The following is a 21,092-nucleotide window of genomic DNA, read 5'->3' on the forward strand; positions in this document are numbered from 1 at the left end:
GATTTTGTTGCCGGCAGTAACTGATCTATCTCATTTTTTCAAACGATGACAGTCACGCACCGGGCGGTTTCATTTGCTTCTCTTTGCAAGACATATGAAAATTCCTGTTGTTTATAAATCTGCTGAAGAAGCCCTGGCCGTGATCCAATCCGGCAACCGCGTGTTTGTGCAGGGAAGTGCACAAACCCCTACCTGTTTATTGCGTGAACTGGCCAAACAGGCACCCCGGCTGAACGGTGTTGAACTGGTCTTTATCACGGTGTACGGCGACATTCATGTTGATAAGCCGGAACTGGCAAAGAGTTTTAAGATCAATTCGCTGTTTGTATCGGCCTCCGTCCGCGATGATGTAAGAGAAGGCCGCGCCGACTACGTGCCCGTTTTCCTGAGCGAGATCCCCAACCTGTTTATGCAGGGCATCCTGCCCATCGATGTGGCCCTCGTGCAGGTGTCGCCTCCCGACCAGCACGGCTACTGCTCACTGGGCGTTTCGGTTGACGTTGCCCGGTCGGCCGTCAACACCGCCAAATACGTCATCGCACAGGTCAATCCCAATGTGCCACGCACCCATGGCGACGGCTTGATTCATTCCAGCCGGTTTTATGCCATGGTAGAATGCAACGAGCCGTTGTACGAAGCCCGCTTTGCGGAAAAGGTAGGACCGGAGGAAATGCGGATCGGCGAATTTGTGGCCAACCTGATCGAAGACCGCAGTACCCTGCAAATGGGAATCGGGTCAATCCCCGATGCGGTGCTGAAATTATTGGCCAACCACAAAGACCTGGGCATGCATACCGAAATGTGCAGCGATGGAATTGTGGATCTTGTTGAACGAGATATCATCAATAACAAGTACAAGAAAATACATCCCAACAAAGGTGTGGTCGGCTTTGCACTCGGCACCAGGCGCCTCTACGATTATGTGAACGACAACCCGGCCTTCCAGTTTTTGGACATTGACTATGTCAACGATCCGCACATCATCCGCCGTAATAACAGGATGGTTGCCATCAACAGTGCCATCGAGATCGACATCACCGGCCAGGTTTGTTCCGATTCGATCGGGACCTACCAGTATTCCGGCGTAGGCGGACAAATGGATTTTATGCGGGGGGCAGCACTGAGCGAAGGCGGAAAGCCAATCATTGCTATGCCCTCCCGCACAGCCAAAGGTGTTCCCCGTATTGTGCCGTTTCTAAAGCAAGGAGCCGGCGTCGTCACGACACGGGCACACGTGCATTATGTTGTGACGGAATATGGCATTGCCTACCTCTACGGAAAGAATTTGCGCCAGCGGGCCAAGGCGCTGATCGGCATCTCGCACCCCGACGACCGTGAAGGTCTGGAGAAGGCTTGCTTCGAACGGTTCAAGGTCTTTTAAAAGAAAAAGTCAAAATTCAAAAGTCAAAGGCGTAGAACAAATCACCAACTTTGACTTTTGAATTTTGACTTCTTACTAAAAGCGTATAGCCGAAAACGTAAATCGTTTTCCTTTAATCCACCTCACCCGCCAGGTCAACATCGTCGTCTTCCACTTTGGGCTTCGGCTTGCCTTTTTCTTTTTCGGCTTTTTTCTTCAGCCAGTCACGGTCCTTTTGCAGACCCTGCACATCGTCCAGCTTGGCAATGTAAAGACTGCGGCCGTGCGTCCCCAAAACAATTTCGTTCTCTCTTTCCTGTATGGCAATATCGTGCACCGGCACGGCTTTCGGCAGGCCGCCGTTCCAGAGCATAAAGGTTTGACCGCGGTTGAAGCTCACATACAAGCCGCCATCGGTTCCTACATACAAAATGTTTTCATTTTTCGGATCTTCCCGCACAACGTTGATGGATTCCAGCGGGAGATCTTTTCCCAGCTGCGTCCAGGTTGATCCAAAGTCTTCGCTTACGTATAAGTAGGGCGCAAAGTCATCAAAGCGGTAGCCGTTCAGCGTGGCGTACACCCGCGGCTCTTTGTACCTGGACGCTACGAGACGGCTGATCCAAAGACCAGCGGACAAGGGCGCATCGGCCACTTTCGACGTTTTGTTGTTGACGAGCGTCCAGGAATAACCACCATCTTTTGACACCTGGATATTGCCGTCATCCGTGCCGGCGTAAAGCAGCCCAAAACGAAGGGGTGATTCTGAAATTGTGGTAATAGTGCCGTAAGGAACATTGCCGCCCCTGTCGCCTCTGGTCAGATCGGCCATGGCAAACATGGTATCGGCTTTGTTCATCGAGCGGAAAAATTTGTTGCCGCCGAAATAAACGATGTCCTGGTTGTGCGGGCTAAGCAAAACAGGTGTTTGCCAGTTGAAGCGATAGGGTTTTTCGCCCATGCTGTGTAGCGGCGTGATCCGCCTGGCCGAGCCCCTTGGCTGCATCCTGTTGAGACGGGCATAATTGCCAAACTGCGAGCCGGTGTAGGTGGTTGCGTTGTCTCTTGTGTCGACCTGCACCTGCATGCCATCGCCACCCATGATGTGCTTGAACGAATAATCACCGCTTGATTGCCAACCCGGACTTTCCCTGTTGGTCGAGGGGCCGTACCAAACGCCGTTGTCCTGCAAGCCGCCATACACATTGTAGGGCTTTGCATTGTCGGCAACAACGGAATAGAACTGGCCGACCGCAGGCGAGTTGGCAATGAACCAATGCTCCCCGTTGTCGTAGGTGATGTTAACGCCGCCGTCATTCCCGTTGATCAGGTGGGAGTCGCGGGCCGGGTCGATCCATAGCGCATGGTGATCGGAGTGCACGTTGGATTTGTCCATGTTCTTCCATGTCTTGCCGCCATCCGAGGACACGGCGGCTGCGATGCCCAGCGTAAAAATCTTGTCGGCGTTCGTTGGCGAAACATAGACCTTCGAAAAATAATAACCGTAAGAGACGTTGTTGGGCAGCTCTTTTTCGTGCGTTTTTTTCCATGTCTGGCCGCCGTTGTCGCTGCGGTAGACTTCCATGCCCACCGGCGTTCCTTCAAAGCCCGTGTTGATGTAGAGATAATCGTACAGGGCTGTTGCTTTGAGCTGACCCGTACCAATCTGCTCTTTCAATTGCTTGGCGGAATATTTTCCGAGCAGGCGATACCGCTTTAAAAGCGTGTCGATCTTTCGCTCATCCAGGCGGGCAAATTGCTCTTTGGTCAGGTTTTTCAGGTCGGCCAGGGCATACACCAGCGTGTCTTTCCTGGCCGTGTCGGGCCGGTCTTTCTGGTTGTCGACGATGGCATAAACGGTTTGTGGTTGCGACGGGGCAACGGCAATGCCAATTCTTCCCAGCAAGTTGTTTTGCGGAAACCCGGAACCTGTTTTTGTGACGGAGGCCCAGGTATTGCCACCATCGGTGCTTTTGTAGATGCCGGTTGTGCTGCCGGCCGCTACAAAGTCCCAGGCACGGCGGGTGCGGTACCACATTGCAGCATAGACTTCGTTAGGATTTTGCGGGTTGATATCGAGGTCGACGGCACCGGTATTGTCGTCCACGTACAGGGTTTTCTTCCATGTTTGCCCGCCGTCGGTGGTTTTGTAAACACCGCGTTCCGTGTTGGGAGAATAGAGATGTCCCAACACAGCAACCCAGGCTACGTTGTTGTCCGTTGGATGCAACTGGATTTTTCCGATGTGGTGCGAATCGGGGAGTCCGGCCCATGTCCAGGTTTTGCCCTTATCGGTGCTTTTATAAACACCCATGCCGGCATAGGAAGAACGGCTGCTGTTCACTTCGCCGGTTCCCACCCAGATGGTGCCCGTTTTCCAGTTCACGGCAATGTCGCCGATGACCTGGGTTTCTGTGCTGTCAAAAACGGGAGTAAAGGATTGCCCGTTGTTGTGTGTATACCAAACACCGCCGGAAGCGTAGCCGACATAAAATTCAGTTGGGTCGGTAGGGTTGGCGTCAATATCCACCACACGGCCGCTCATCACGGTCGGGCCAATGCTGCGAAAGGCAATGCTGTTCAGCAGCGAGCCCTTTTCGAGGACAGCCCGCTGCTGTGCCAGTTTCTGGCGTTCTGTTGCCGGTGTGGCTTTGCCCTGCGCATTTGACAAAATACTAACGGATAGAAAAAGGGAGAGTAGGGTGCAAATTTTTACTTTTGATTGCATAAAAGCAGTCTTTTTTCGTTTAAAGGGGAAGGGTCAAACTTACTAAACTATGCGTTACCTGTTTTCAATTCTGTTGTTCTGCTCATTGGGTGCCAGTGCGCAATGGAAAAACTTTCTGATCGGTGTCAAAGGTGATACCCTGAACCGCGTGGACTTACAAGGCCGGAAACAAGGTCCCTGGGTGGTGCAGGTGCCCGAGGTGCGTGGCGAAAGCGGTTATGAGGAAGACGGTTATTTTGTCAACGACAAAAAAGAAGGCCGATGGGTTCGTTATTCGTTGCAGGGCGACAAACTGGCCGTGGAAAACTACCGGTGGGGGCAGAAAGATGGTCGCTGCCAGTACTACAACAACATGGAAGACCTGATACGAGAAGAAAGCTGGCGAGCCATTGACCCGAAAAATCCCTATGACACCATACCTGTGACCGACCCGACCAACCCGAATAAAATCATTCGCTTCGAAGTGGTGAAAGTGGAAAGTCCTTCTGTAAAACACGGCTTCTGGCGCTACTACGATCCCAATACCGGCCGTGTGGAAAAGACGGAACAGTGGGTGCTGGATAAGCTGAAAATAAAAGACGACGAAGAAACAACCGCTGTTGCAGCGGCCGAGGGCAGCGACCCGGCAACAGCAAAAAAAGCTGCCGAGAAAAAGCAGGTTGCCAAACCCAAAGAGGTTGTTGAGTTCGAAAAAAAGAATTCCGGCAAGAAAAAGGTCAAATTCCGGGATGGCAGCACCGGTGGGTAATGCAATTATTCGATCATACGATAAAGAAAGCCGCTGTTCGAACAGCGGCTTTCCTTTTACCCGGCCGCAATGATTTCTTTGACACCCTCTTTGTAGGGCGTGACGGTGAAATCAGGAAAACGGGTTTGAAATTTCGAACTGTCGAAATAGTAGTCCTGGTTGTTCTGGTACATCATTTCCACCATTTCTTTCATCAACGGGTTAAACAGTCCCAGTACGCGAAGCATCGGTGTTGAAACGGTCATTGCCTTGTTCTTTACGTGCATGTTTTCGGCAAACAGGTTGATCCAGTCTGTCCCGGTCAGTTTCTCCCCGCTCGTCGGCAGGTGCCAAACCTGGTTGTACGCATCGGGTGTATTGCCCAGGAGTGCTGTTGCCTTTGCGGCATCGGGTGTGTACGTGAACGAGTGGATGCGGGAACGGTTGCCCATCCACATGGCCGCCTTGCCTTTTTTCAACGGTTTGTACACGGTTTCCTGCAGCATGCTGGTGTTGATGCCGGGACCGTAAAAATCGGCTGCGCGGACGATCATTGCGGTGAGACCACCTTGTTTTACTTCGTCCAGGAGCAGTTGCGCAATGGCCGCCCTGACTTTTCCTTTTTTACTTGGCGGATTTACGGGTGAGGTTTCGGTTAAGCGCCCAACGCTTTTTTCATCGTAGAGGTAAATATTGTCGAAGAAGACCAGTTTTGCGCTGTGCTGCTTGCAGGCTTCAATGACGTTTCGCATGATCTGCGGCCATTGCTCCTGCCATACACGGAGCTTATAGGGCAGACCGGCAACGAGGTAAACCACGCTGGCACCAGCCACAGCCCTGTTGACCGCCGTTGCATCCGTCAGGTCGGCGGCAACGGTTTCGTCGTCTTCAAAAACTTTTTGCGGCGTACGGCTTACAATGCGGATGTCGGGTGTGTAAGCTTTCAGGGCTTTGGCCAATTCGTTTCCGATGGCGCCGCCACCGCCCAGGATGACTTGCATAAAAAAAGGTTTTGGTGATTTCGTTCAGCACAAAGGTGCGGTTGAAATCAATAGGGGAGAACTGGAACTGGTCGTATACGGAATTTGCAAACACGAATAGCCGTTTATACGGGGCACTAGTTGTAACCGTAAAGGATTTCAGCACCGGCATTTTTGGCGGGCCGCATGGCATGTTTCAGTGATAGATTCTTTGATGCATGGTCCACGATAGCCGCCGGTCTGTCTTTACGATCCTGCTCACTTCATAAGGGAAGTTGGCCAAAGGGGCCAACAGAAAGTGGCAGCCAGTTCATACGGGTTGTTTTTAGTGGCAGAATGATTGCGCATTTTTCTTTAAATTAAACAACGATTCGAAAATCATTGCTATGAGAAAATTCGTCCTGCTTGTTCTTGTCGCCCTGCTAACCTTTTCTTCCAAGGCGCAACTCGACAACAAAATCGTCATTGGAAAAATTGATAGTGTCTACTCGAACATTTTACATGAGCCGCGCAAAATCTGGATCTACACGCCTGATATGACTTCCGGGGATCGTGATCCCGGCAAGCGATACCCGGTGCTTTACCTGCTTGACGGCGATGCACATTTTCCTTCGGTGACCGGTTTGGTGCAACAGTTAAGCCAGTCAAACGGCAACACCGTGTTGCCGGAGATGATCATCGTTGGCATTCCAAATACCGACAGGACAAGGGATCTGACACCAACGCATGTAACCAGTGATCCGCCAATGTTGGACAGCGTTTTCTCCAAATCATCCGGCGGTGGCGAAAACTTTCTGGCCTTTATTGAAAAAGAACTGATGCCGCATGTTGAAACGCTTTACCCGGCTGCACCATACAAGGTGTTGGTGGGGCATTCTTTTGGCGGATTAACGGTGATGAATGCGTTGGCCAACCATGCGAATTTGTTCAATGCCTATGTGGCCATTGACCCAAGTATGTGGTATGATCGCGAACGCTTCCTTTCTGCGGTTGAAAAGAAATTGACAGAAAAAAATTACCAAGGCATCCGGCTGTATGTTGGCATCGCCAATACCATGCCCGAGGGCATGACCCTGGCGCAACTGAAAAAAGATACGACCTCGGATACAAGGCATATCCGTTCCATCTTTGCGCTTGATAAATTCATCAGGACAAATGTGCAGAATGGGTTGACGTATACGAGCCGTTACTACAAAGAGGATAGCCACGGTTCCGTGCCTCTCGCAAGTGAATATGATGGCTTGCGGTTTATTTTTGATTACTACCGGATGAACCTGACAGCCAAAGATTTTTCCGATTCGACGGATGCCTTCGTAAAGAAGTTAAAAAATCACTACGAATGGGTCTCGAAAAAAATGGGGTATAAAGTTTCGCCGCCCGAGCTGCTGATTAATGCAATGGGTTATGATGCGATGAGTAAACAACAATACAAAAAAGCTGCTGCGGTCTTCCAGATGAACATTGAAAACTATCCCAACAGCAACAATGTTTATGACTCCTACGGCGACCTGCTTGCCGCGCAAAAAGATACGCTTCGTGCCATTGCCAGTTACCAAAAAGCGTTGACGATAAAGGACTATGCCTACACCCGGCAAAAATTAAATGTTCTTGAAGGCAAAGAAGGGTTTAAACTGAGCGCAAGGGAGTTGCAGAAATATGCAGGCGTGTTCAATATGGATAGCGTCGCGGTTACCATTACGCTGCGGGTAAAAGAGGATGCTTTGTGGGCAGAGGTGCCGGGGGAAGGGCTCTTTCAATTAGTGCCCTTTTCGCGTGATACATTCACTGTTAAAAATATGAGTGGGTATGAGGTTCATTTTCATACGGACGGGGACAGTGTTCTTGGTTTTACGTCTGTTCAGCCAAATGGAACGTTTAAAGCACATGTAAAGAAATAAAGCAGCTTTGTTCTGTCGTAAGCGGTGCCGTTTGAAATTGGCGATCCCTGTTCAAACCTTTTCCAACGCCACTACTTTCGGTTGGCATAACCGGGCAAAAAACATTTGTTTCCTTTTTCATCCCCCCTTATTTTTGCGGCTCAATGAATAAAACTGTACATACTCATCATCATGCGTTGCCGGCCCGGTAAGCTGTGATGTTTTATGTCATAAATAAACCAAAGGCTTACCACGCGGTAGGCCTTTTAATTTTTACGTATGAACCTGAAATTAGCGATTCAAAAATCCGGCAGGCTGCACGAGGACAGTATCAAGCTGCTGAACGACTGTGGCATTGCCGTAAAAAGCGGCAACAACCAGCTACGGGCCGTGGCCGAAAACTTTCCCCTGGAAGTGTATTTTTTACGCGATGACGATATCCCGCAGTACGTAGAAGACGGCGTGGCGCATATCGGGATTGTCGGCGAAAACGTGCTGTTTGAAAAGGACAAGGAAGCCGAGATCGTGGAGATGCTGGGATTTGGCAAATGCAGGCTTTCTATCGCAGTGAAGAAAACGGATGCGTACAGTTCACCCTCTTTCCTGGAAGGGAAAAAAATCGCAACGAGCTATCCCGTTTTAACCCAGCGCTTCCTCGATGACAACCATATCAAGGCCGAAATTCACGAGATCAGTGGTTCGGTGGAACTGGCACCGGGGATCGGCCTTGCCGATGCCGTGTGCGACCTGGTGAGCAGTGGGTCAACTTTGTTTATGAACGGGCTGCAGGAAGTACAATCCATCCTGAAAAGCCAAGCCGTTTTGGTACGCAACAAAAGCCTGAACGACGAACAGCAGAAGATTCTGGACCAGCTGGTTTTTCGCATCCGAGCTGTTCGTAAAGCGAAAAACAACAAGTATGTTTTGCTAAATGCCCCCAATAGTTCGCTGCAACAAATCATTGACCTTTTACCGGGAATGAAAAGTCCGACGGTGCTGCCGCTGGCAAACGGCGAGTGGAGTTCGGTGCACAGCGTGTTGCCGGAAGACGAGTTCTGGGAAAAGATTGAAGCGTTGCGAAAGGCCGGGGCACAAGGCATCCTGGTCGTGCCGATCGAAAAAATGATTATATAAGGTTGCAAACCCGGAGGATTTGAAAACCTCCGGGGCTGCAAAACCGGTGAACTAAAACAGAATAAGTGACAGCCCGATGGCTGTTCGTCAAAATAACAGACATGCAGGTAATCAAATATCCTGAACGCAAAGACTGGCAAACGCTGCTACAGCGGCCTTACGCAGACAATACAGCGGTGCTGCAGTCGGTGCAGGGAATCCTGGCAGAGGTGAAAGAAGGGGGAGACCCTGCCGTGCGGCAATTGACCGAAAAATTCACGGGTGTTTCGCCTGATCATTTTGCCGTTTCCGAAGACGAAATCAATGCGGCAGCGAGCAGGCTGTCAGAAGACCTGAAAGCGGCCATCGGGCAGGCAATGCAGAATATTGAATCTTTTCATCAGCAACAGGCAGGCGGCATAAGCGTCAGCGAAACCATGCCCGGCATTGCGTGCTGGCGCAAAAGTGTTGGGATTGAAAAGGTCGGATTGTATATCCCGGGCGGTACCGCACCGCTGTTTTCGACAGTGCTGATGCTGGCCATTCCCGCGAAACTGGCCGGCTGCAGGGAGGTCGTTCTCTGCTCGCCTTGCGATAAGGAAGGAAACCTTCACCCGGCTATTCTTTACGCTGCGCAGGTAACCGGCATTACCAAAGTGTTCAAAATCGGTGGTGCGCAAGCCATCGCTGCGATGGCCTTCGGAACAGAAACCGTTCCGGCGGTGTACAAAATTTTCGGCCCGGGCAATCAATATGTCACGGCCGCCAAACAACTGGTGCAGATGCAGGGCATCGCCATCGACATGCCGGCGGGACCAAGCGAAGTTTGCGTGATGGCCGATCAAACCGCCTGTGCGGCGTTTGTGGCAGCGGATTTGTTGTCGCAGGCCGAACATGGCGTGGATAGCCAGGTGCTGTTGGTGACCACCGACGAAACGGTGATTGAGGCCGTGCAAAAAGAACTTGCTAAACAGTTGGCCATGTTGAGTCGAAAGGATATGGCGGAAAAAGCCCTGGCAAACAGCAAGGCGATCGTGGTGAAAAGCAAGGCCGAAGCCATCGCGATGGTTAACGAATATGCCGCCGAGCACCTGATCATCAGTTGTGCCGATGCAGATGAAATTGCCGAAGAAATTACCAACGCCGGTTCGGTTTTCATTGGGAATTATTCGCCGGAAAGTGTGGGTGATTATGCCAGCGGAACCAACCATACCCTGCCGACCAACGGTTTTGCCAGGGCCTATAGCGGCGTGAGTGTGGATAGCTTTGTCAAGAAGATCACCTATCAAAAACTTTCGGCGAAAGGACTGCAAAACATTGCATCCACCGTCATACACATGGCGGAAGCGGAAGGGCTGGATGCGCATGCCAACGCGGTGAAGGTTAGACTGGCCCCACCGACTCCAAAGGAGGGAGAGGCTGGGGCACAGCGCCCTGCTTAAGCAAAGGCGTCTCTTGCTCAATTTTGTTCTGAACGCCGAAGTGTGCGACGCAACAGACGATGATCGTAGCGCTGCCGCTAAGTACAAAAAATTAAGATCAATTATGCAAACTGATAATCCAAATAAAGAAACGTCGAAAGGCGAGGCTTCGCAGCCCGGCCAATCCCCCCTTGGGGGGTGGGGGGGCTTGGATCGCCTTGTCAGGGAAAATATTAAAAAACTGAAGCCGTATTCATCGGCCCGTAGCGAATTCAGTGGAAGCGCCAGTGTTTTTTTGGACGCCAATGAAAACAGCTTCGGTTCACCGCTCACGAAGTGGTATAACCGTTATCCCGATCCGCTGCAATGGGATGTCAAGCGCAAGATGGCTGCCATCAAAAAAGTGGAGGCGGAAAACATGCTTCTCGGCAACGGCAGCGACGAATGCATCGACCTGCTGATCCGTGCGTTTTGCGATCCCCAACGGGACAACATTATCATTTGTCCGCCCACCTACGGCATGTACGAAGTCTATGCCCACATCAACGATGTGCCGGTCAAAGAGGTGCCGTTAACGACGGCGTACCAGCTTGACCTGGAGGCGCTGGAAGGTGCGGTGGATGCGCACACCAAGATCATTTTTTTCTGTTCGCCCAACAACCCCACCGGCAATAGCCTGGACCGCGAAGACATTGAAATGGTGCTGAACAATTTTGACGGGATCGTTGTGGTGGATGAAGCCTACATCAACTACAGCAAGCTTCGTTCGTTTGCCACGGAACTGAAAGATTACCCGAACCTGGTGGTGATGCAAACTTTTTCGAAGGCCTGGGGACTCGCTGCATTGCGCCTGGGGATGATCTTCGCGTCGAAGGAGATCGTGGACATTCTCAACAAGATCAAGCCGCCGTACAACATCAACCAGGCAACCCAGGAACTGGCACTGAAAGCGTTGGACAACCTGGAGGATGTGAACACGATGATCCGGGAAACGATCAAACTGCGGGAAGAACTGGTGAAGGAATTGAACAACACGGCCTGCGTGCAAAACGTGTTTCCTTCCGATGCGAATTTCCTGCTGGTGAAAGTGTCGGATGCCAATGCGATCTATTCTTACCTGCGGGACAAGGGCATCATCGTACGCAACCGGAACAATGTGTTGTTATGCGAAGGTTGCCTGCGCATCACGGTGGGCACCGAGCGGGAAAACCTGGATCTCATTACTGCGATGCGCAGTTTTCAATCGGCGTAACGTACATTTATTCCTCCATACAAATCAGACAAAGACATATGAAAAAGGTTTTGTTTTTAATGGTTGCTTTTGCGCTTGCCGCTGCAGGCAGTGCGCAAAAACCAACAACGGATGTGAGTATTTCGCTTCCCGCAGGTTTTTCTTCGACAGTGATGGCAAAAAGCCTGGGCAGGGCCCGTCACCTGGCCGTGAACAGCAACGGCGACATTTACGTCAGGCTGGAACGGCTGAAAAACGGCAATGGCATTCTTCGCCTGCGTGATAAGAACGGTGATGGCAAAATAGACGACACAACCGGTTTTGGCAATTACGTTGGCACCGGTATCGCGTTGAAAGGCGGCTATCTTTATGCGTCTTCCAACACCGGTGTCTTTCGTTACAAAATGAATGGAACGGAGCCGGATGTTGCCCACCCGGAAACAATCGTAAAAGATTTGGTTGACCGCGGCCAACACAATTCGAAATCCATTACACTCGATAATGCAGGCAATCTTTATGTCAATATCGGTGCGCCGTCCAATGCCTGCCAGGGCCAGGACCGTGTGACAGGGGCGCCGGGCCAGGACCCCTGCCCGCTGCTGGAAATTGCAGGCGGCATCTGGCAGTTCAAGGCCGACAAGCAAAACCAGTCGTACGCCGAAGGTGTTCGCTATGCAACCGGTATCCGCAACGTTGTGGGTCTCGATTGGAACACGGCTACCAATACACTGTTTGCCATGCAGCATGGCCGCGACGGCTTGCAGGATTACAAAATTTTCCCCGACTCGATCGCGGTGGAACTGCCGGCAGAAGAAATGCTGGAGGTGTCAAAAGCCGGCGACAATTTTGGCTGGCCTTATTGCTTTTACAACCAGTTCGAGGCCAAGAAAGTACTGAATCCCGAATACGGTGGTGATGGAAAAAAAGTAGGACGTTGTGCAGATGTGAAGCCGCCGGTGATCGGCTTTCCCGGCCACATGGCGCCGAACGGCTTGTTGTTTTACACCGGCAGCCAGTTCCCCGACCGTTACAAAAATGGTGCATTCGTTGCCTTCCATGGTTCCTGGAATCGCACCCCGCTCAATCAAAAAGGATTTTTCGTGGTCTTTGTTCCCTTCAAGGATGGCAAGCCCTCCGGCGACTGGGAAGTATTTGCCAACGGCTTTGCCGGAAAGGAAAACATCACATCGCCGGGACAGGCCGTCTATCGTCCGTGCGGACTGGCACAGGGACCCGATGGCTCGCTCTATGTTTCGGATGACGTGAAAGGAACGATCTGGAAAATCAGCTACAAAAAATAAGGAATGACCAAAGTAATTTTCGTTGCCTGCCTGTTTTTCCCCGTACTGCTTTTTGCACAGGCAAAAAAGCCCCAGCCAAAAGCCCGTGCAAAAACCGGCAGCTTGACAACCGTTTCAATCGACAGGGGCAAGACTGTTTACAGCCAGTTTTGTTTGTCCTGTCACCAGGCCGACGGTTCGGGTGTGCCCAACATGAACCCGCCGCTGATCAAAACAAAATGGGTGCTGGGCCCCAAAACTGTGCTGATCCAGCAGGTATTGAAAGGGTCGCAGGGCAAGGTGGAAATCGACGGTGATACGTTTCACAACACCATGCCGGCACAGGCGCAACTGACCGACCAGCAAATTGCCGACGTGCTCAGTTTTGTGCGCAACAGTTTTGGCAACAAGGCGAGCATGGTCACACCGGCCGAAGTAAAAGTGGTAAGAGCAAAAACTAAATAAGAGACGTGAAAAGATGTTTGTTTGTCGACAGGGACGGAACCATGATCAAAGAGTATCCGCCGTTGTACCAGATCGATAGTTTGGAAAAAGTGACGTTTTACCCCTTTGCCCTGAAATACCTGGGGAAGATTGCCGAAGAGATGGACTATGAGCTGGTGCTGGTTTCGAACCAGGATGGTCTCGGCACGGACAAGTTTCCTGAACGGGATTTCTGGCCTGCGCACAACTTGGTGATCACCACCTTCAATAACGAAGGCGTTTTCTTCAGGGAAGAACTGATCGACAGGAGTTTTCCGGAAGACCATCTTCCTACCCGCAAGCCGGGCATCGGCATGTTTACCGCTTACCTGAATAACCCCGATTACGACATACCCAATTCATATGTGATCGGCGACCGCATTACCGACGTGCAACTGGCAAAGAACCTTGGCTGCAAGGCTATCTGGTTGAACAATCACCCGGACCTTGGCGCCGGCGAAGTGAAGGACAGCCTGGACGCACTACGTCCTACCGTGGCGCTGGAAACAACGCACTGGAAAGACATTTATACCTTTTTGAAAAAGGAAAACCGCGTGGTAAAGCATGTGCGGAAAACGTCCGAAACGGAGATTGCCATCGAAGTCAATCTTGATGGAAGCGGCAAGGCCAGCATTCACACGGGGCTTGGCTTTTTCGACCACATGCTCGACCAGATTGCCCGCCATGGATTGATTGATCTTCGCATTGAAGCAAAGGGCGACCTGCACATCGACGAGCACCACACCATTGAAGATACCGGGATCGCCTTAGGGGAAGCCATTGCCAAAGCGCTGGGCGACAAGCGTGGCATCGAACGGTATGGTTTTGCCTTACCCATGGATGAAGCGGAAGCAAAGGTGCTGATTGATTTTGGTGGCCGTAACTGGATTGTTTGGAATACATCCTTCAGCCGCGAAAAGGTCGGCGACATGCCAACGGAAATGTTCTTTCATTTTTTCAAATCGTTTTCCGATGCTGCAAAATGCAACCTGAATGTGGAGTGCAGGGGAGAGAACGAGCATCACAAGATCGAAGCGATCTTTAAGGCCTTTGCCAAGGCCATTAAGATGGCAGTAAAGAAGGATCCGCTGAAGAATTATTTGCCAAGCACGAAAGGCGTTTTATAGAAATGTTGAATGTTGAATGATAAATGTTTTATTGAAAACATTTATCATTCAACATTTGTCATTCAATAACTCTAAAGATTTTCCCGTCCTTCATCACAAGCCTGGTTTTCCGGATGGTTTTGATATCCACAGAAGGGTCTCCTTGCACTGCAATGATATCTGCCAGCAGACCTTTCTTAACTCTGCCGAATTGATCGCCATATCCAAAAACATCGGCATTCACTGAGGTCGCGGATTTCAGCACTTCCAGGGGTTTCATGCCGTATTCCACCATCAGTTCCATTTCCCGTGCATTGTCACCATGCGTGTACACGCCAACGTCACCGCCCATACAGATGGTCACCCCGGTTTTGACCGCCGCCTGGAAACTTTTTTTCTTTGCCGCGATCCGTGCCGGTTCGGGATCAACACCTTTTTTCCAGCCGCCGTATTGCAGCACTGCATCACCGGCCGCCAGCGTAGGGCAAAACGCAACACCTTTTTCTTTCATCAGGCGAAAAATTTCTTCGTCGCCTTCGTCGCCATGTTCGATCGTGGATACACCGGCCAAAGCGCTTCGGCGCATGCCTTCTTTGGTAGACGCATGCGTTACCACCTGTCGACCGCCGCTTTTGGCTATGCCCACCGCCCACGCAATAGCTTCGCTACTGAAGGTGGGAGCGGCTTTTCCGTTTAGCCCCCAGCGGTAGTCTGCATAGATCTTTACCACGTCCGCACCTTTGCCAATTTGTGTACGAACGGCATTAGACAATTCTTCTATGCCCGCCACTTCCTCGGCCCCCTGCGGCAGATCCAGGTCGGGGTTGCCGTAGTTGGGGCCATAGGTCCCTTTTGCCACAATCGCTCTTGTGGCCACGATCATCCGTGGCCCGGGTACCACACCTTTTTCAATGGCTTTTTTCAAACCCGCATCATCGTATAGGGCGCCTTCGGTTCCCAAATCACGCACCGTGGTAAAGCCGGCAAGCAGTGTTGCCCTGGCATGGTTGACCGCTCTTGCCGTGCGTTCGGCACGGCTTTCCCGCAGCACCTGGTCGTTCCACGAAACTTCGTTATAGGGATGCAGAAAGAGGTGAGAATGGCCTTCGATCAAACCGGGAAGAAGCGTGGCGCCTTTCAGGTCGATCACTCTTGTTTCAGCCGGCAGTTTGAACACCATTGGACCGGCGGCTTCGATCTTGTTGCCATGCACCAGTACCACCCACTCGTTGTGCATCGCTTCGCCATCGAACACACGGTCGGGCTTTAGCAAATAGAAGCTGTCGCTTTGGGCGAATGCAGTGCCTGCGAAAAACAGGAGCAGGGAAAAGAAGACAGGTTTCATAAATTGAAGATAGGCGAAATGCGGTTTTGCCTGCGGTGAGGAGCTTGAAAGAACTTGCGCTGTGCCGGGTCGCAAACAGCGTTCTGTAGTCGTTTGCCCCGGTTGCGGCTAGCGAATGTGGCATTGCAGGTTTGGCCCGTTTGAGAACCTTGCAGGTTTCCCGGCTGTTTTTTATAGGGTGCTTCAAAAAAAATGCAGATATTTCATTGCTTTACATCCTTGTCTTTTTTTTGAACGTATAATGAAAGCTGTGAAAAAACGATCGCTTGTTTTCCTGTTCTCCGTTCTGGTTTGTTTCTGTTTTGGCCAGAAAAAAAATGCCTCCTACGCGTATTTTGTTCACCCGGCTCCTTCGGCTATCGTAGTCGACGGCCTGGTGGAAGAAGGCTGGCAAACGGCGCAAACGGCCGACCGGTTTTTTATGGTGCTGCCAATGGATACGAGCCGTGCGCAGGTGCTCACGGAAGTGAAGCTTCGCTATGACAACCACAATCTTTACCTGCTGGCTATTTGCTACACCCAGGGTGTGAACATGGTGGAATCGATGCGCCGGGATTTTGCATTTGGAAAGAACGACAATTTCCTGGTGTTTATCGATCCGTTTGAAGACGGCACCAACGGGTTTGCGTTTGGTACCAACGCGGCCGGTGCGCAATGGGATGGCCTGATGTACGAAGGCGGCTCCGTGGACCTGAGTTGGGATAATAAGTGGACATCCGCCGTGAAGCAATACAGCGATCGCTGGGTGCTGGAAATGGCAATCCCCTTCAAAACACTTCGCTTTAAAAAAGGCATGACGCATTGGGGAATCAATTTTAGCCGCAACGATTTAAAGACAACCGAAAAATCAAGCTGGGCACCGGTGCCGCGGCAGTTTCCTACGGCCTCTCTTGCCTATACGGGAACTCTGGTCTGGGATGTGCCGCCAACGGTTCCGCCAACAAACATTTCCCTGATACCGTACGGGCTGACAGGCATTACCCGCGACTACGAAAAAGCCAGGCCCAATGTGTATCGCAACAACATTGGCGGCGACGCCAAAGTGGCCATTACCTCTTCGCTGAACCTTGACCTGACCGTAAACCCCGATTTTTCGCAGGTTGAAATCGACAAGCAGGTTACCAACCTCGATCGCTATGAATTGTTCTTTCCCGAAAAGCGGCAGTTTTTTTTAGAGAACGGCGACCAGTTCAACAATTTCGGCTATGCAACGATCCGGCCTTTTTTCTCCCGCCGGATCGGCCTGGGCGTGCCCATTGTTGCCGGTGCAAGGCTGAGCGGCAAGCTGGATAAAAACTGGCGACTGGGCGCCATGGACATGCAGACCAAAGCGGTGGACGCCACCGGGTTGCCGGAACAAAATTTTTCCGTTGTGGCCTTGCAGCGCAAAATTTTTTCGCGGTCGAACATCGGGTTTCTTTTTGTGAACAAACAATCGCTGCACTACCAGTGGGATCCAAATGCGGCCCTGCCGCGCTATTCGGAATACAACCGGAATGCAGGCCTGGAATACAACCTGGCCTCTGCCAACAATTTGTGGACGGGCAAGCTGCTCTTCCTGAAATCATTTACACCGGAGAAATCAGGCCGGGACATCGCCCAGGCCGGGAACCTCAAATTCGCCAACCGCTGGTGGACCCTTGGCTTTCAGTATGAATACACGGGGAGGAATTACAAAGCCGAAGTGGGCTATGTTCCCCGGCAGGGTTATGTGCGGTTCAACCCGCAGGCCGCCTATAGCTTTTTTCCGAAAGGCGGGACTGTCTTATCGCACGGGCCGCAGTTTACTGGACTTTACTATTACGACGAACACGTTAAAAAGACGGATAACGAAAGCGTGTTATCTTACTCGCTTGTCTTCCGTTCGAAAAGTGTGCTGACGGCAGTTTGGCTAAACGACTATGTGCAGTTGCTGCTTCCATTCGATCCGACGAACACGGGCAAGGACTCCCTGCAAAAAGGATCGGTGCATCGCTGGAATACCTTCGGTGCCGATTACATATCCAAGCCGCAAAGTGTCTTTACCTATGATTTTTCGGTACGCAGCGGCGGCTATTATGCGGAGGGTAACAAGCTCACCTTTGCCGGGAATATCGGGTATCGCTTTCAGCCTTACGTCAATATTGCCTTCAGTACCAGTTACAACCAGTTGAACCTGCCAAAGCCCTGGGGAAACATCGGTTTCTGGCTCGTCGGACCGAAGATTGATGTAACGTTTACCAACAAGCTGTTTTTGACGACCTATGTTCAATACAACCAGCAGCAGAAAAACACCAACATCAATGCCCGTTTCCAGTGGCGGTACAAGCCGGCCTCCGATCTGTTTATTGTGTATACGGATAACTACCTGATCTCGCCATTCTTGGTACGCAACCGTGCCCTGGTGATGAAACTGAATTACTGGCTGAATTTGTAACGAAGGTTGTTTACTACCCGCATCGCGTTTCGCAAATTCCGTCCGGCCCTGCAGCCACCCGGCATTTGCAGAGTCGAAAGGAAGTACGCCTGTCATCGAATCTTCCGCTATATTTACCGAAACAACCTTGTCACTTATGTCGATACTCAATAACAACAACAAGAAGGGAACTAATAAGCAACAGGGAAGCAATAAGAATGCGAGCAATAGCGGTTCCAAATTCCTGAAGCCTTCTTCCAAGTCACCAAACGTTACAAAGAAAGTCCGGTCAACCGGTGCCAACAGGGGCAGTTAAGCCGCTGTGCAATTGGGTGCTCAATCTCCGCCTCGGGCTGGAGGCCATCGGACTTGGTGGCCTGGTGAGCGCCTGTAACCAATTCCATTTTTTACTTCTTTACCTGACTTGCCAGGCGAAACAACCGCTGCTGAAATAGCAAGTGTTTATTGCTGGTAAAAAGCCAGCAAGTAGGTTTTTCCGTACGGTTTGGTTACGTCGGGAACACCTTTTACGTCCATGACGATAGTAGGAGGATCTTTTTCATTATCCGGATTGACAGGTTGGTAAATGCCTGTAAACCCTTTTAGCTTTCCCGTAGTAAAACGAATGATTTTGTTCCTGCTGTCATAAACAGTATTCCCCGTCTGGCCACCGATTGAATACGACGTATAGCTGGACAGGACAAATTTGTACTGGAAGTCGAACGTGCTGCCATTGGCCTGGTAAATGTGGTAGAGGCCCAAGGGAATGTTGGCCGGGATATCTTTTTTGGGTGCCGGTTTCGCGGCAGTTGTTGCAAATGTGCAGTTGGCCAGCACCATCGCATCGCGGACAACTTGCTTGCAAGTACCCGTAACCGTAACAACCTGGTCGGCGTGCAGCCTGCTAAGGGTAATCGTATCTTCAATAGGGAACTGGCAGGAAACGAAGTTTTCGTAGCCCGTGGCCGTAAGAAATGCGGCGCTGGCTGCATTCAGTCCCTTGATGCCCTGTTTTACGCTCCTGATCTTTCCCTGAATGGTTAGCTGTTTGCCGGTGTACTGTTTTTCAAAATTGTAGCTGTTGCTGTGGTATTCGTCGTACAGCTGTTTTACGGTTATCGTTTGTGCCGATGAAAATAAAAATGAACAGACAAAAAGCACAAAGAGCACGAATGGCAGTTGTTTCATTAGGCGTGATCGTTTCCAACAAATATAATCGAATGGCGGCAACGCAGATTGCTGGGAAGCAGGATTTCGTGCCAGGGTTATAGGGAGATGGACAAGTCGTTGTTGCCAGTTTTCAAATAAGCTGAATAGACATGCCCGGCGTACAAGCGTGCGACGCAAGAAAAGGACAATCGATATTCTTTCGCCGGTAACAAAAGAAAAAATCGCTTCTGCTAAGCTTTGTTTTTTTCTGTGAATACGATGCCCCGCCGGGCAAACAAAAAGCCTCCATCAGGATGACTGATGAAGGCTTTGAAGTATCGTGCAAAAGCAGGGGTCTGTGCCGATGCCACTCCCTCCTCCGGAGGGCGGGGAGGCTTTATCTCGCTTCGGCCATATCCGGAACAGCTTCTACTTTGTAGGCGCCGGCATCCAGCTTGGCTTTTGTTTCACTGAACGCTTTCAGTGTATCCTCGATGTCCTGGTCGGTATGGGAAGCGGTCGGGATCAGGCGATAGATGATATGGCCCTTCGGAATAACCGGGTACACCACCACCGATGCAAACACACCGTAGTTTTCCCGCAGGTCCATTACCATTGCGGTTGCTTCTTCGACACCGCCTTTCATGTAAACCGGCGTTACCATCGTGTCGGTATTGCCAATGTCGAAGCCGCGTTCTTTCAGGCCGGCCTGGAGCTTCAGTGCATTGTCCCAAAGTTTCTTCCGCATTTCGGGCAGGTTGCGCAGCATTTCCAGTCGCTTCAGGTTGCCGATCGTGATGGGCATCGGAAGGCTCTTGGCAAAGATTTGGCTGCGGATGTTCCAGCGGATATAGTCAATGATTTTGCGATCGCCGGCTACAAAGGCACCGATCGATGCCATGGATTTGGCAAAGGTGGAGAAGTAAAGGTCGATGCCGTCCTGCACGCCCTGTGCTTCACCGGCACCAGCACCGGTGGCGCCCAGGGTACCAAAACCGTGCGCATCGTCTACCAGGATACGGAAATCATATTTGTCTTTCAGTGCAATAATTTCTTTGAGCTTGCCCTGGTCGCCGGCCATGCCAAACACGCCTTCGGTAATCACGAGGATACCGCCCTGGCCCTGCTTTTCAATGATGGACGAAGCCCGCTGCATTTGCTTTTCGAAATCTTCGAGGTCGTTGTGCTTGAAAACGTAGCGCTGACCGGGGTGGAGACGTACACCATCGATGATGCAGGCATGGCTTTCTGCGTCGTACACGATCACATCGTGGCGGCTGCACAGCACGTCGATAATGCTTACCATGCCCTGGTAGCCATAGTTCAGCAGGCAGGCATCTTCTTTTCCTTCAAACTCGGCCAGCTCTCTTTCCAACTGCTCGTGATAGGTACTGTTGCCACTCATCATGCGGGCACCCATGGGGTAGGCCAGGCCAAATTGTGCAGCGGCATCAGCATCCGCCTTGCGGATATCGGGGTGATTGGCTAAACCGAGGTAGTTGTTCAGGCTCCATACAATCACATCCTTTCCACGGAATTTCATGCGGTTGCCGATTTCGCCTTCCAGTTTGGGAAAAGCAAAATAGCCATAAGCTCTTTCACGGTGCTGACCCAGTGGGCCATAGTTTTTCACGAGTCGTTCAAAAATGTCTGCCATAGTTCAGTTTGGGGTTTGGGGTTCGGCGTTTGGTGTCAAAGGGCCAGTCGCCAAACCGTTTACAAATCATTTTTCAGTTGTTGGTTGTTGTCCGAACCGGGACAGGTGGGATGAATGGGATAATTGGACGTTAATTGGGTTCTGCTTGTACAACTGCTTTGTGATAAAGGAAGAGGGTTTCTTCTCCGTATCCCAGCGATCCGTAAACATCTCGGTTCAGAAAATTGCCGCAAAAATAGG

At 51.1% G+C, this 21,092-nt stretch carries 15 protein-coding genes; 10 read left to right on the top strand and 5 right to left on the bottom strand.

What is annotated here, in order from left to right:
* Positions 1 to 94 precede the first annotated feature (94 nt).
* The gene (locus tag D6024_RS10720; RefSeq protein ID WP_121354582.1) at positions 95 to 1,381 is read left to right on the top strand and encodes an acetyl-CoA hydrolase/transferase family protein; all 1,287 of its coding nucleotides are present in this window, start codon (positions 95 to 97) and stop codon (positions 1,379 to 1,381) included.
* 112 nt (positions 1,382 to 1,493) lie between these two features.
* Here D6024_RS10720 and D6024_RS10725 read toward each other — a convergent pair whose 3' ends face one another.
* A complete protein-coding gene (locus D6024_RS10725; protein WP_121354583.1) occupies positions 1,494 to 4,088 on the bottom strand; it encodes a WD40/YVTN/BNR-like repeat-containing protein in 2,595 nt (864 codons plus the stop codon).
* A gap of 49 nt (positions 4,089 to 4,137) precedes the next feature.
* On the opposite strand from D6024_RS10725, the gene D6024_RS10730 reads away from it, so the two are divergent.
* Positions 4,138 to 4,836 (top strand): toxin-antitoxin system YwqK family antitoxin, encoded by a 699-nt coding sequence (locus D6024_RS10730; RefSeq protein ID WP_121354584.1) that lies wholly within the window; start codon positions 4,138 to 4,140, stop codon positions 4,834 to 4,836.
* 56 nt (positions 4,837 to 4,892) lie between these two features.
* On the opposite strand, the gene D6024_RS10735 is transcribed toward D6024_RS10730, so the two are convergent.
* A complete protein-coding gene (locus tag D6024_RS10735) occupies positions 4,893 to 5,816 on the bottom strand; it encodes an NAD-dependent epimerase/dehydratase family protein (protein ID WP_121354585.1) in 924 nt (307 codons plus the stop codon).
* Between the two features lie 365 nt (positions 5,817 to 6,181).
* Here D6024_RS10735 and D6024_RS10740 point away from each other — a divergent pair, with 365 nt between their 5' ends.
* The 7 genes from D6024_RS10740 (at position 6,182) to hisB (ending at position 14,327) form a co-directional block, all read left to right on the top strand.
* On the top strand, positions 6,182 to 7,693 hold the full coding sequence (locus D6024_RS10740) for an alpha/beta hydrolase-fold protein (RefSeq protein ID WP_121354586.1): 1,512 nt from the start codon (positions 6,182 to 6,184) through the stop codon (positions 7,691 to 7,693).
* 258 nt (positions 7,694 to 7,951) lie between these two features.
* Positions 7,952 to 8,806 carry an ATP phosphoribosyltransferase gene (hisG, locus tag D6024_RS10745; protein ID WP_121354587.1) on the top strand — a complete coding sequence of 285 codons (855 nt, stop codon included), beginning with the start codon at positions 7,952 to 7,954 and terminating at the stop codon, positions 8,804 to 8,806.
* A gap of 101 nt (positions 8,807 to 8,907) precedes the next feature.
* Positions 8,908 to 10,227, top strand: a complete 1,320-nt coding sequence (hisD, locus tag D6024_RS10750) for a histidinol dehydrogenase (RefSeq protein ID WP_121354588.1) — start codon at positions 8,908 to 8,910, stop codon at positions 10,225 to 10,227.
* A gap of 103 nt (positions 10,228 to 10,330) precedes the next feature.
* Complete coding sequence (hisC, locus tag D6024_RS10755; RefSeq protein ID WP_121354589.1) at positions 10,331 to 11,458, top strand: histidinol-phosphate transaminase; 1,128 nt, start codon at positions 10,331 to 10,333, stop codon at positions 11,456 to 11,458.
* A gap of 38 nt (positions 11,459 to 11,496) precedes the next feature.
* Positions 11,497 to 12,738: a PQQ-dependent sugar dehydrogenase gene (locus tag D6024_RS10760; RefSeq protein ID WP_121354590.1), complete on the top strand. Its 1,242-nt coding sequence runs from the start codon at positions 11,497 to 11,499 to the stop codon at positions 12,736 to 12,738.
* Positions 12,739 to 12,741: 3 nt separating this feature from the next.
* The gene (locus tag D6024_RS10765; RefSeq protein ID WP_121354591.1) at positions 12,742 to 13,182 is read left to right on the top strand and encodes a c-type cytochrome; all 441 of its coding nucleotides are present in this window, start codon (positions 12,742 to 12,744) and stop codon (positions 13,180 to 13,182) included.
* Positions 13,183 to 13,187: 5 nt separating this feature from the next.
* On the top strand, positions 13,188 to 14,327 hold the full coding sequence (hisB, locus tag D6024_RS10770) for a bifunctional histidinol-phosphatase/imidazoleglycerol-phosphate dehydratase HisB (RefSeq protein ID WP_121354592.1): 1,140 nt from the start codon (positions 13,188 to 13,190) through the stop codon (positions 14,325 to 14,327).
* 58 nt (positions 14,328 to 14,385) lie between these two features.
* On the opposite strand, the gene D6024_RS10775 is transcribed toward hisB, so the two are convergent.
* Positions 14,386 to 15,651 carry a metal-dependent hydrolase family protein gene (locus D6024_RS10775; protein ID WP_121354593.1) on the bottom strand — a complete coding sequence of 422 codons (1,266 nt, stop codon included), beginning with the start codon at positions 15,649 to 15,651 and terminating at the stop codon, positions 14,386 to 14,388.
* Positions 15,652 to 15,901: 250 nt separating this feature from the next.
* On the opposite strand from D6024_RS10775, the gene D6024_RS10780 reads away from it, so the two are divergent.
* Positions 15,902 to 18,067 carry a carbohydrate binding family 9 domain-containing protein gene (locus D6024_RS10780; protein WP_394338462.1) on the top strand — a complete coding sequence of 722 codons (2,166 nt, stop codon included), beginning with the start codon at positions 15,902 to 15,904 and terminating at the stop codon, positions 18,065 to 18,067.
* Between the two features lie 441 nt (positions 18,068 to 18,508).
* On the opposite strand, the gene D6024_RS10785 is transcribed toward D6024_RS10780, so the two are convergent.
* Positions 18,509 to 19,234 carry an OB-fold protein gene (locus D6024_RS10785; RefSeq protein ID WP_121354595.1) on the bottom strand — a complete coding sequence of 242 codons (726 nt, stop codon included), beginning with the start codon at positions 19,232 to 19,234 and terminating at the stop codon, positions 18,509 to 18,511.
* Between the two features lie 358 nt (positions 19,235 to 19,592).
* Positions 19,593 to 20,852 (bottom strand): aminotransferase class I/II-fold pyridoxal phosphate-dependent enzyme, encoded by a 1,260-nt coding sequence (locus D6024_RS10790; RefSeq protein ID WP_121354596.1) that lies wholly within the window; start codon positions 20,850 to 20,852, stop codon positions 19,593 to 19,595.
* Between the last annotated feature and the right edge of the window lie 240 nt (positions 20,853 to 21,092).

The organism is Flavisolibacter nicotianae, from assembly GCF_003628535.1.
GTDB classification, from domain to species: domain Bacteria; phylum Bacteroidota; class Bacteroidia; order Chitinophagales; family Chitinophagaceae; genus Flavisolibacter; species Flavisolibacter nicotianae.